7 protein-coding genes and 1 pseudogene are annotated in these 12,773 nt (G+C 35.8%); 7 read left to right on the forward strand and 1 reads right to left on the reverse strand.

The window, feature by feature from the left end; genetic code table 11:
• The 4 genes and pseudogenes from ACIQ1E_RS11605 to ACIQ1E_RS11620 all read left to right on the forward strand — a co-directional run.
• A pseudogene (locus ACIQ1E_RS11605) lies at positions 1-972 on the forward strand (peptidase M14); the annotation flags it as partial.
• Between the two features lie 4 nt (positions 973-976).
• Positions 977-2,287, forward strand: coding sequence for a D-alanyl-D-alanine carboxypeptidase (locus ACIQ1E_RS11610; protein ID WP_396171472.1), 1,311 nt, complete (start codon positions 977-979; stop codon positions 2,285-2,287).
• 68 nt (positions 2,288-2,355) lie between these two features.
• The gene (locus tag ACIQ1E_RS11615) at positions 2,356-2,814 is read left to right on the forward strand and encodes a DUF1456 family protein (RefSeq protein WP_396171473.1); all 459 of its coding nucleotides are present in this window, start codon (positions 2,356-2,358) and stop codon (positions 2,812-2,814) included.
• A gap of 3 nt (positions 2,815-2,817) precedes the next feature.
• Positions 2,818-3,486 (forward strand): NAD(P)H-binding protein, encoded by a 669-nt coding sequence (locus ACIQ1E_RS11620; RefSeq protein ID WP_396171474.1) that lies wholly within the window; start codon positions 2,818-2,820, stop codon positions 3,484-3,486.
• 43 nt (positions 3,487-3,529) lie between these two features.
• On the opposite strand, the gene sucC is transcribed toward ACIQ1E_RS11620, so the two are convergent.
• On the reverse strand, positions 3,530-4,723 hold the full coding sequence (gene sucC / locus ACIQ1E_RS11625; RefSeq protein WP_396171475.1) for an ADP-forming succinate--CoA ligase subunit beta: 1,194 nt from the start codon (positions 4,721-4,723) through the stop codon (positions 3,530-3,532).
• Positions 4,724-5,155: 432 nt separating this feature from the next.
• On the opposite strand from sucC, the gene gltB reads away from it, so the two are divergent.
• The 3 genes from gltB to lysA all read left to right on the forward strand — a co-directional run bounded on the left by gltB (position 5,156) and on the right by lysA (position 12,528).
• Positions 5,156-9,664, forward strand: coding sequence for a glutamate synthase large subunit (gene gltB, locus ACIQ1E_RS11630; protein ID WP_396171478.1), 4,509 nt, complete (start codon positions 5,156-5,158; stop codon positions 9,662-9,664).
• A 4-nt stretch (positions 9,665-9,668) separates the two neighbouring features.
• Positions 9,669-11,129, forward strand: coding sequence for a glutamate synthase subunit beta (locus tag ACIQ1E_RS11635; protein WP_396171476.1), 1,461 nt, complete (start codon positions 9,669-9,671; stop codon positions 11,127-11,129).
• Positions 11,130-11,307: 178 nt separating this feature from the next.
• A complete protein-coding gene (lysA, locus tag ACIQ1E_RS11640; RefSeq protein ID WP_396171477.1) occupies positions 11,308-12,528 on the forward strand; it encodes a diaminopimelate decarboxylase in 1,221 nt (406 codons plus the stop codon).
• Positions 12,529-12,773: the final 245 nt, after the last annotated feature.

Here is a 12,773-nt window from a genome sequence, read left to right on the forward strand (position 1 = left end):
GTGACTCCAGAAGCCAATATTTTAAAAACCATTTGTAAAAAAGTAAAACCTGATTTCGGTTATAATTTACATGATCAAAGTAGTTTATATTCTATTGGACACACTAAAGAACCAGCAGCAATTTCGTTTTTAGCCCCTGCATTCGATTATGAGCAAACTGAAAATGTAGTTCGAAAAAAGGCCATCAAACTTATTGCCAATATGAATTCACATCTACAGAACTATATACCCGGGAAAGTTTCTAGATATAATGATGAATTTGAACCACGCGCCTTTGGAGATAATTTCCAATCTTGGGGCGTTTCTACAATTTTAATAGAATCTGGTGGCTATAAAGATGATATTGAAAAACAATTCATCCGGAAATTAAACTTCTATACCATCTTACAATCTTTTGAAAGTATTTGTGATCAATCTTACCAAAAAGAAAACGAGGAAGACTATTTTAACATTAAAGTCAACAGCCGTTTTAATTATGATTTGGTAATTCGTAACTTGGGCTTATCCAAAAATGGATTCAAATTCAAAACAGATATTGGCGTGAATCAGGAACAAATTCTAAATAGTGATTTAAAGTCAGTATCTTTTAGAGGAACAATTGCCGAAATTGGCGATATGCATAATAATTTTGGTTACGAAAACTTTGATGCCAACGGAATGGATTATATGGTTCCAAAAATCAAAATAATGACTCAAAAAGAATGGGGTGATTTGACTCTTACAGAAGAATTTCAGTTAGCCCAACAAGGTTATTTATATGTAAAAATAACCGATAGAAACAATCCAAACACTAAAAACAGAATACTTCAGCTAACCGAAAACGAAACCATAGTAAACAACAACCCGGAAACGAGAAAAGCAGCTAATTTCATCCTAGTAGAAAACTCAAAACCTCGGTATGCAGTTATCAATGGCTTTTTCGTAGATTTATCAAAAGAACCAAAGGTGTTTCATAATATTATAAGCAACTAAATACATGAAAAATAAACTTCTCTATATCCTGATTTTTGCTATTGCCACGTCGGTCTATTCCCAAAAAATACCGACCAAAAAAATCAAAAAGCTCATTGAGAAATCGGAACTTCTCAACGAACACTTTGTAGGCTTTGCTCTTTTTGACCAAGAAAAAGACAAAATGATTTATGAGCAAAATGCGAGCAAACACTTTGTCCCAGCATCCAATACAAAAATGTATACTTTTTACACTGCTTTAAATGTACTGGGCGATTCGATTCCCGCTCTAAAATATACAATCAAAGGAGACTCCTTGATTTTTTGGGGTACGGGCGATCCTACACTAGCCTACTCTACTTTCAAATCGAATAAAGTTGTTGATTTTTTGAAGGCATCAACCAAAAAATTATTCTTTATTTCCAATAATTACAAAGGAAATTTTTATGGATATGGTTGGAATTACGATGATTATTTAGAAGATTTTCAACCAGAATTGACTGCTTTTCCAGTAGATGGAAATACAGCGAAAGTCTATAAAAATGAGGCTGGAGGTGTGACTGTAAAACCTCCTTTTTTACAACCGTTTTTCAAAGTTGACCCCAATTATATTCACGAATATTTTACTATTCATCGAGATTTTTATAGTAATCAATTTACTTATCCTTCTACTATTTCTAAAACAGGTTACCTGCAAGAAATCCCTTTTAAAACAAGTCCTGAACTGACGATTTCACTTCTGGAGGAAAAAACCAACAAAGACATTAGCCTAATTGACATTCCTTTACCAAAAGATTTCAAATTAGTTTACAGCGAAAAAACTGATGATGTGCTGCGAAAAATGATGCTGGTTAGTGATAATTTCATTGCCGAACAATTGTTGTTAGTCTGTTCGTCGACAATGTCAAACGAATTATCAACCGACAAAATAATTGATTACAGCAAAATAAATTTTATGAAAGAGTTTGCGAATGACATCACTTGGGTTGATGGTTCTGGCTTGTCTCGTTATAATTTATTCACTCCAAACAGCTCAATTATTTTGCTAAAAAAAATCAGCAACAAAATCAACGATGAAGAAAGGCTACAAAGTTTGTTTCCAGCTGGTGGAATTTCAGGTACATTGAAAAGAGCTTATAAAACGGACAATGAAAAAGCATTTGTTTGGGCAAAAACGGGAACGCTTACCAATGTGTACAACCAGAGCGGCTACATCATTACTCGAAAAGGCAAGAAATTAATCTATGCGTTTATGAATAACAACTTTACGAGAACTACTGATGAGATAAGAAGTGAAATGGCACGAATAATTACTGAAATTCATAATAATTATTAGCTCTTTTTGTTCTTCAATAATAGACTTTCAGATTACTTTTAAAGCGTACCTTTGTAAAAAATATAAAAATGACAAATAACGATATCCTCAAAAAGCTACGAGTTGCATTGATGTTGCGAGATGACCAAATAGTAGAAATTTTAGAACTTGTTGATTTTAGAATCTCAAAATCAGAATTGAGCGCTTTTTTTCGTGCCGAAGACCATCCTAATTATGTAGAATGTGGCGATCAAATATTGCGTAATTTCCTAAACGGACTGGTAATTCATTTACGAGGAACCAAAGAAACCCCAAAGAACCCAAACGAGGTTTTGGCAAAGCATAAAGCTCAAATTCCTTCCAAAGAGGGAGCGCAGGAACGCAAGGAATTCAAAGCAAAACCAAAAGGCGAAGAGAAAGCAAGAGGCGACCAAAGCCCTTCTAAAACGAACCCTGCAGCTAAAAAGAAACCTTTCAAAAAGCCAGCTCCAAAAGTTCAAGTGGTTGAGAAAGTGAAATTCAATTTTGGGAAGAATAAAAAAGTATAAATAATGAAAACCGCATTGATTATTGGCAGTACGGGACTTATTGGTTCTCAACTTTTAGAAATTCTTCTAAAAAGTGCCGAATATTCAGCAGTAATCACTTTCGTAAAAAGAGATTCAGGAATTCAGCATCCAAAATTAAAGCAACACCTAATCGATTTTGACAATCCGGAAAGCTATGAGAAATTTGTTGTAGGAGACGATTTCTTCTCCACAATTGGCACAACCATAAAGAAAGCTGGAAGTCAAGAGGCTTTCAGAACAGTAGATTTTGGTTATCCCAAAACATTCGCATCTATTGCAATGCAGAATAACGTTAAACAATTTTTGATTATTTCATCTATTGGAGCTAATGCCAAGTCCGGAAACTTTTATCTAAAAACAAAGGGAGACATTCAAGATTTTCTTAAAGTTTGCCATTTCGAAAGTGTTTCAGTCCTTCAACCTTCGCTACTTTTGGGCGAGAGAAAAGAATTTCGTTTAGGAGAAAAAATGGGTGCATTTTTTATGAATCTTTTTTCCTTTGCATTTGTTGGGAATATTAGAAAATACAAACCAATCCAAAGTGAAGCTGTAGCCAAAGCAATGTTTGACATCGCTCAAAAAAACAAACCTGGTTTCAATATATTTGAATCGAATCTGATTCAAGAAATAGCAAATAAAAAATCCTGTTAGCCGCAGCTAACAGGATTTTTACTATAAAATTATTTCTCTTTAATTAAGAAAGTGCTTTTTTAACTTGATCCGCAGCTTCTTGAAATTGTACAGCCGATAAAATTGGCATTCCAGAATTATCGATTAACTCTTTCGCAATTTCAGCATTGGTTCCTTGCAAACGAACGATGATCGGCACTGTAATAGCGTCTCCCATATTTTTGTAAGCATCAACAACACCTTGAGCAACACGGTCACAACGAACGATTCCACCGAAGATATTAATCAAAATCGCTTTCACATTTGGATCTTTCAAGATGATACGGAATGCTAATTCAACACGTTTAGCATCGGCGGTTCCTCCTACATCTAAGAAGTTTGCTGGTTCAAAACCGGCATATTTTATTAAATCCATTGTTGCCATTGCTAGACCTGCACCGTTTACCATACAACCTACAGTTCCGTCAAGATCTACATAGTTCAAACCGGCTGCTTTTGCTTCTACTTCGATTGGATTTTCCTCACGAACGTCGCGCATTTCAGCTAATTTTGGATGACGAAATAATGCATTATCATCTAAATTCACTTTAGCATCAACTGCAATAATTTTGTTATCGGAAGTTTTCAGAACAGGATTGATTTCAAACATAGATGCATCTGACCCAATGTATGCTTTGTATAAAGCATCTACGAACTGCACCATTTCTTTGAAAGCATTACCTGAAAGTCCAAGGTTGAAGGCAATTCTTCTTGCTTGAAAACCTTGTAATCCTACTGAAGGGTCAATTTCCTCAGTAAAAATTAAATGAGGTGTAGTTTCAGCCACATGCTCGATATCCATTCCACCTTCGGTAGAATACATAATCATATTACGACCTCTACCTCTATTCAATAATACCGACATATAAAACTCGGAAGTTTCGCTTTCGCCAGGATAATAAACATCCTCAGCAATCAAAACTTTATGAACTTTTTTACCCTCAGCAGAAGTTTGAGGAGTAATTAAATTCATTCCAATAATTTGTTCGGCTAATTCTTCTACCTGTTGTAGATTTTTGGCAAGTTTTACTCCTCCGCCTTTTCCACGTCCACCAGCGTGAACTTGTGCTTTTACTACGTGCCAACCTGTTCCAGTTTCGGCAGTCAATTGTTTAGCAACTGCAACCGCTTCTTGTGGGTTGTTTGCTACATATCCACGTTGCACTTTTACACCATAACTGGCTAAAATTTGTTTTCCTTGGTATTCGTGTATGTCCATTATTCAGTATTTTTTTGCTTATATAAAAAAGTGCTACAAACATAACAAAAAATCATCTTAAAACTATATATCTTTTTTTAATAAAACCATAATTTTTTAAAGAGAGAAAAAAAAACTGAAAGCAATATCTTTTTGAAACAAAACATTGAATTTTATGACCGGAATTTTCGATAAAAATCGACCAAAACAAAAGCACTATATCGTTTGAGTGTTTTAAATAAAACTTCAATATCTCTAATAATATTTTCTGAAATTAGTCCAAATTATCAAATTAGAATTATCGTTTTGTTAATTTGGCTGATTTTGAATGATTAATTGCTATTATTCGAATGAATTTTTAACATAATAGCAAAAATAAGTGAAAGACAAACATAAAAATTGATGTGAATAATGAAATCTTTATTTTTGCATAAAAAAATAATAAGCATGAAAATTAAAGAACAAGGTCTTTATTTGCCAGAATTCGAGCATGAAAACTGTGGAGCTGGATTTATTTGCAATCTTAAAGGCGAGAAAACAAATCAAATTATTCACGATGCATTAGAAATTCTAGTAAAACTAGAACATCGTGGTGGAGTTAGTGCTGATGGAAAGACAGGAGATGGTGCTGGTTTATTGATAGATATCCCTCACGAATATTTCAATAGAGTTTGTAATTTCAAGCTGCCAAATGCACGTGAATATGCAGTTGGAATGGTCTTTTTACCAAAAACTGAGAACCAATATGTTTTCTGTAAAGACATTTTCGAAAAAGAAATAAAGAACCAAGGTTTAATGATTTTGGGTTGGAGAGATGTTCCGGTAGATTCTTCACAATTAGGAGAAATTGCTTTGGCCTCTGAACCAACAATTAAACAAATATTCATAGGAAAAAGCGAAGCAATTGATGATGCAACTTTTAAAGCAAAATTGTATGCTGCACGTAAAATTACGGAGCACACGATCATTAATTCTAAAATTTCGGAGAACTCCTATTTTTACATTCCAAGTTTATCGACTACTACCTTAATATATAAAGGCATCATCATGCCTGAAGATATTGGGCCATATTATACCGATTTACAACAAACCGACTTAGTAACTCGTTTGGCCTTAGTTCACCAACGTTTTTCTACTAATACCATGCCTTCCTGGGAATTGGCTCAGCCGTTTAGATACATCTGTCAAAATGGGGAAATCAATACTTTAAAAGGAAATGTGAGCAGAATGCGTGTTCGTGAAGAAATCATGAAAAGTGACGTTTTTGGATCACAAATAGACAAATTATTCCCAATCATTATCCCAGGAAAATCAGATTCTGCTTCGATGGATATGGTGGTTGAACTGCTACTTCATACAGGACGATCATTGCCAGAAGCAATGATGATGATGATTCCAGAAGCTTGGGAAAAACACCAAACCATGTCACCAGAACGCAAAGCATTCTACGAATACAATGCTTGTATAATGGAGCCTTGGGATGGTCCAGCATCAGTTCCATTTTCAGATGGTGATTATGTAGGTGCTTTATTAGACCGTAATGGTTTAAGACCTTCTAGATACACTGTAACCAAGAGCGGCAAATTGATTATGGCATCAGAAATTGGTGTTGTCGATGTTGCTCCAGAAGATGTAGAAAGCCACGGAAGATTAGAACCAGGAAAAATGTTCTTGGTGGATATGAACGAAGGACGCATCATCAATGATGAAGAAATAAAAAGCAAAATCGTTTCTGAAAGACCTTACCAGCAATGGTTAGATCAATTCCGTTTGCACTTGAAAGATGTTCCTAGTACTTCAGAAGTTTGTTCTATTGAAACTACTGATTTAGCTACCAGAGAACGTCTTTTTAATTATACACTCGAAGACATTCAAGATGTAATTACCCCAATGGCACAATCTGGGAAAGAGACACTTGGTTCTATGGGAACAGACACTCCTCTAGCCGTTTTATCAGATAGACCGCAGCTTATTGCTAATTACTTTAAACAATTATTTGCACAAGTTACCAATCCGCCTTTAGATGGAATTCGGGAAGAAATTGTAACTGACATCAGTTTAAATCTTGGTAAAGACAGAAATATTTTCAGCATTACTGAAAGACAATGTCGAAAACTAAGAATTCAAAACCCCGTTATCTCTAATAAAGACTTGGAAAAAATTAGAGCCATTTCGATTGATCATTTCCACGCCGAAACTTTTGAAATCTTATATCCAAAAGCCAAAGGACTAAATGGTTTAGAAGATGCTTTAGACTCTTTAATAATTCAAGTTACAAAGGCAGTAGAAAGAGGCACCAACATTATCATTTTATCGGATAGAGGTGTCAATAAAGAATTAGCTCCTATTCCATCTTTATTAGCTTGCTCTTATGTAAATCATCAAATGAACCGTTTGCGTAAGCGTTCTTATTTCGATATTATTATCGAATCGGCTGAACCACGTGAACCACATCATTTTGCCACTTTATTTGGTTACGGAGCAAGTGCAATCAATCCTTATATGGTCAACGAAATCATTCGTGTACAAGTACGAGAAGGATTTATTACTGGCATCGACGAAGAAAAAGCAGTTCACAATTTCAATAAAGCTATTGGAAACGGACTTGTAAAAATCATGAACAAAATCGGAATCTCGACTTTACATTCGTATAGAGGTTCGCAAATTTTTGAAATCGTTGGTTTCAATTCTAAATTTGTTGAAAAATACTTCCCATATACTACTTCAAGAATCCAAGGAATTGGATTGTATGAAATAGAAAAAGAAATCAACGAACGATACAAATATGCTTATCCAGATAATTTGATTCCTAATCGTTTAGGATTAAATATTGGTGGAGAATACAGATGGAGACGTAATGGCGAAAGACATATGTTCAATCCTACTACTATAGCTAAATTACAGCAAGCTGTTAGATTGAGTGATCAATCAAGCTATAATGAATATTCTAAAGCCATAAATGACCAAGCACATAATTTAATGACCATCCGTGGTTTGTTTGAATTTGACAACTTAAATCCAATACCGCTAGATGAAGTGGAGCCTTGGACAGAAATTGTAAAACGTTTTAAAACAGGAGCAATGTCTTACGGATCCATCTCGAGAGAAGCTCACGAGAACCTAGCCATTGCGATGAACCGTATTGGAGGGAAATCGAATTCAGGCGAAGGAGGTGAAAACAGAAAACGCTTCCAACCCGATATGAATGGAGACAGCCGAAATTCGGCTATCAAACAAGTTGCGTCGGGACGTTTTGGAGTAACTTCACACTATTTGTCAAGTGCGAAAGAAATACAAATCAAAATGGCTCAAGGTGCAAAACCTGGAGAAGGCGGACAATTGCCAGGCGAAAAAGTATTGCCTTGGATTGCAGAAGCACGAAATTCGACACCTTATGTAGGTTTGATTTCGCCGCCACCGCACCACGATATATACTCTATTGAAGATTTAGCACAATTAATTTTCGACTTGAAAAACGCGAACAGAGAAGCTCGCATCAACGTAAAATTAGTTTCAGAAGTGGGTGTAGGAACTATCGCAGCGGGAGTTGCTAAAGCAAAAGCCGATGTAGTATTGATCGCAGGTTACGATGGTGGAACTGGAGCATCTCCATTAACATCTTTGAAACACGCTGGTCTTCCTTGGGAACTTGGACTAGCTGAAGCACAACAAACATTGGTTTTAAACAACCTCAGAAGTAGAATTGTTGTAGAATGTGACGGACAGTTAAAAACAGGCCGTGATGTGGCAATTGCTGCTTTATTAGGAGCTGAAGAATTTGGTTTTGCTACTGCTCCCCTAGTAGCATCTGGTTGTATAATGATGCGTAAATGTCACTTGAATACTTGCCCAGTGGGTATAGCCACTCAAGACAAAGAATTGCGTAAAAACTTCAAAGGGACACCAGAACACGTAATTAACTTCTTCTATTATGTAGCCGAAGAATTAAGAGGCATTATGGCTCAGTTAGGCTTTAGGACTTTAGCAGAAATGGTGGGACAAACCCATAAAATCAATTCTAACAAAGCAATTACGCACTACAAAGCAAAAGGTTTAGATTTATCTGCCATTTTGCATACTCCGGACGGATACAGCGAAAGAATTGTTAGAAATACCGAAAAACAAGACCATAATTTAGAAAATGTACTGGATTTCCAGATCTTGAAAGATTCGCACCGCGCGATGTACAGAAAAGAAAAAATGACTTTGAATTATCCTATAAATAACACAAACCGTTCGGTTGGAGCTATTGTAAGTAATGAAATTTCAAAAATTTACGGATATCTTGGTTTACCGGAAGACACCTTAAATATTAACTTCAAGGGTTCTGCCGGTCAAAGTTTAGGAGCTTTTAGCGCTCACGGATTAACATTTACTGTCGAAGGAAATACCAATGACTATTTAGGAAAAGGACTTTCGGGAGCTAAGTTAATTATCAAAAAACCTGCAAGCGCCACTTTTGTTGCCGAAAATAATATTATAGTAGGTAATGTTTGCTTATTTGGAGCCATCGAAGGACAAGCCTACATCAATGGTATTGCAGGAGAACGTTTTGCAGTGCGAAATTCTGGTGCAACGGCTGTTGTAGAAGGAGTTGGCGATCACGGCTGTGAATATATGACCGGTGGAAAAGTAGTTGTTTTGGGTAAAACCGGAAGAAACTTTGCAGCAGGTATGAGTGGCGGTATTGCCTATATTTATGATCCTGAAAACAAGTTTACCAACGGTTTATGCAACACGGAGTCAATCGCTTTTGAAACAATTGAAACAGCAGAAGCTGATGAGTTGAAAGCATTGATTACAAAACACGTACTCTACACAAACAGTAGCAGAGGTATCGAACTATTAGCAAATTGGGAAACTAGCCTGCAACAATTTGTTAAAGTAATGCCTACGGAGTACAAAAAAGCCTTGAAGCGTCTGGAAACAGAAGAACAAATTTTTGAAGAATTAACAGCATAATATAATGGGAAAAGTTACAGGTTTTAAAGAATTCGAAAGAATAGATGAATCATATATAGCAGTACAAGAACGAGTTGCCAATTATAAAGAATTTACAGTACCATTAAATGAAGCTGAAATTACAAAACAAGGCTCTCGATGTATGGACTGCGGCATACCTTTTTGCCATAGCGGATGTCCTCTAGGCAATTTGATCCCCGATTTCAATCATATGGTACACCAAGGTGAATGGCAAAAAGCCTCTTGGATTTTACATTCAACTAACAATTTTCCTGAATTTACAGGACGTTTGTGTCCTGCGCCATGCGAAAAAGCATGTGTTTTAGGATTAATTGAAAGTCCCGTATCAATTGAAAATCTAGAAAAAAATATTGTAGAACGCGCCTTCAAGGAAGGCTGGATTAAACCGCAACCACCAAAAACAAGAACTGGAAAAACAGTTGCTGTTGTCGGTTCGGGACCTGCAGGTTTAGCTGCTGCTCAACAATTGAACAGAGCGGGACATTATGTTACCGTTTTCGAAAGAGACGATGCAATAGGCGGATTATTGCGTTACGGAATTCCTAATTTCAAAATGGAAAAAGAAATTATCGATCGTCGTATTGCTATTTTAGAAGCAGAAGGAATCACGTTTAAAGTAAATACACACGTTGGTGTAAACTACGATATCAATGACTTGAAAGCTTTTGATGCCATTGTACTTTGTGGTGGAGCAACCGAAAGAAGAGGTTTACCAACTCCAGGTGCTGATGCGGACGGAGTAGTTCAAGCTATGGATTTCTTAACACAACAAACTAAAGTTGTTTTTGGTCAAAAAGTTGAAAATCAAGTCTTGGCTACAGGAAAAGATGTAATCGTAATTGGTGGTGGAGATACGGGTTCCGACTGTGTTGGAACATCGAATCGCCATGGTGCAAAATCTGTAACCAATTTCGAGATTATGCCAAAACCGCCAAAAGGAAGAAGCGAAACGACACCTTGGCCTTACTGGCCTTTGCAGTTGAAAACCTCCACTTCACACAAAGAAGGTTGCGACAGAAATTGGTTGATTAATACCAAAGAATTCATCAAAGATGCCAATGGCAAATTGATTGCCTTAAAAACTGTCAATGTTGAATGGAAAATGGTTCCCGGACAACGTCCCGAATTGATTGAAGTTCCTGGTTCCGAAAAAACTTGGCCTTGTGATTTAGCGTTACTAGCACTTGGATTTACAGGTCCTGAAAAAACATTAAGCAGTCAATTAGGCATAGAATTGGATTTCAGAAGCAACTATAAAGCGGACTATGGTAAATACCAAACCAACGTTCCAAACATTTTTACCGCTGGCGATATGCGTCGCGGACAGTCGTTAATCGTTTGGGCAATTTCTGAAGGTAGAGAAGCTGCTAGACAAGTGGACATCCACTTGATGGGCTCATCTAATTTGCCGACAAAAGAAGGCGGTGATTTGCCAGGAGTATAAAACAATACAAATTATGTTCATAAAGACCTTGATGCATTTCAAGGTCTTTTTTTTCTTTAAAATTGAAGCAAAAACAGAAATTGTTATTTTTAAAACATTTTGTTATATTTGTTTCATTTTATTAATTACTTGTATGATTCAATAAAGAGTAATAAATTTGCAAAAAATATTTCAAAAAATGCAAGCAAAAGATTTAGTACAATTAGCAGAACAATTCGGTAGTCCATTATATGTTTATGATGCGGCAAAAATCCAATCACAATATCAAAGATTGACAAAGGCTTTTTCGAAAGTTGAAAAATTGCGTATCAATTATGCAATGAAAGCTTTATCCAATGTTGCAATTCTTGAATTATTAAGAGAAATGGGATCTTGTTTAGATGCAGTTTCAATTCAAGAAGTTCAATTAGGACTTCACGCAGGATATTCTCCCGATCAAATCTTTTTTACTCCAAATGGTGTTTCGCTTGAAGAAATCGAAGAAGTTGCTGCAATGGGAGTTCAAATCAATATCGATAATCTTTCTATTTTGGAGCAATTTGGAACAAAATATCCAAACGTTCCGGTTTGTATCCGTATCAATCCGCACGTAATGGCCGGTGGAAACACTAATATTTCTGTAGGTCATATTGACAGTAAATTTGGAATATCCATTCATCAATTGCCACATTTGTTGCGAATTGTTGAAAATACCAAAATGCACATTGTTGGAATTCATATGCATACGGGTTCAGATATTTTAGACATTGAAGTATTTTTATACGCTGCCGAAATCTTATTTGATGTGGCGAAAAACTTCAAAGAACTTGAATTCCTTGATTTTGGAAGTGGATTTAAAGTACCTTACAAAAAAGACGATATCGAAACAGATATTGAAGAATTAGGAAAAAAATTATCCAAAAGATTCAATACTTTCTGTGCTGAATATGGAAAAGATTTGACTTTAATTTTCGAACCAGGAAAATTCCTTGTGAGCGAAGCAGGCTATTTCCTAGCTAAAGTTAATGTAGTAAAACAAACCACTTCGACTGTATTTGCTGGAATTGACAGTGGTTTCAATCATTTGATACGACCAATGTTTTACGGATCGCAACATCATATCGAAAACATTTCACACCCTAACGGAAAGGAACGTTTTTATTCCGTTGTAGGTTATATTTGTGAAACCGATACTTTTGCCAACAACCGCAGAATTGCCGAAATCACCGAAGGTGACATTTTATGTTTCAGAAATGCAGGAGCCTACTGCTTCTCAATGGCTTCAAATTACAATTCGAGATACAAACCTGCCGAAGTTTTATGGCTAAATGGTAAAGGGCACTTAATTAGATCCCGTGAAACTTTCGAAGACCTGCTCAAAAATCAAATTCCATTGCCCGTTGAAACGGCAGCAGTTTAATAATTTTAGAATCCCATTTCAATAAAAACGAAATGGGATTTTTTTTAGCGATATTTTTAATAAACCAACAATTCATTATATAAGTGAGATATATCATATTTTATAGAATAAAATTTACTGTAACTAATCAGTTTATAATTCAAACTCAAATTTAGCTATTATTACCAATGCTTCCAATACATTTAGGCCATTTTTTATAGTTGTATCAATGACTGAGCGTATTTTAGCAAAGTTTTGTGCTGCAT

The organism is Flavobacterium sp., from assembly GCF_044348915.1.
Classification (GTDB): Bacteria; Bacteroidota; Bacteroidia; order Flavobacteriales; family Flavobacteriaceae; genus Flavobacterium.

Excerpts from the sequence above, each read along its gene's own strand:
- ACIQ1E_RS11615 (WP_396171473.1), top strand. The coding sequence starts at position 2,356 with ATGACAAATAACGATATCCTCAAAAAGCTACGAGTTGCATTGATGTTG.
- ACIQ1E_RS11635 (WP_396171476.1), top strand. The coding sequence starts at position 9,669 with ATGGGAAAAGTTACAGGTTTTAAAGAATTCGAAAGAATAGATGAATCA.
- ACIQ1E_RS11620 (WP_396171474.1), top strand. The coding sequence starts at position 2,818 with ATGAAAACCGCATTGATTATTGGCAGTACGGGACTTATTGGTTCTCAA.
- sucC (WP_396171475.1), bottom strand. The coding sequence starts at position 4,723 with ATGGACATACACGAATACCAAGGAAAACAAATTTTAGCCAGTTATGGT.
- ACIQ1E_RS11610 (WP_396171472.1), top strand. The coding sequence starts at position 977 with ATGAAAAATAAACTTCTCTATATCCTGATTTTTGCTATTGCCACGTCG.
- lysA (WP_396171477.1), top strand. The coding sequence starts at position 11,308 with ATGCAAGCAAAAGATTTAGTACAATTAGCAGAACAATTCGGTAGTCCA.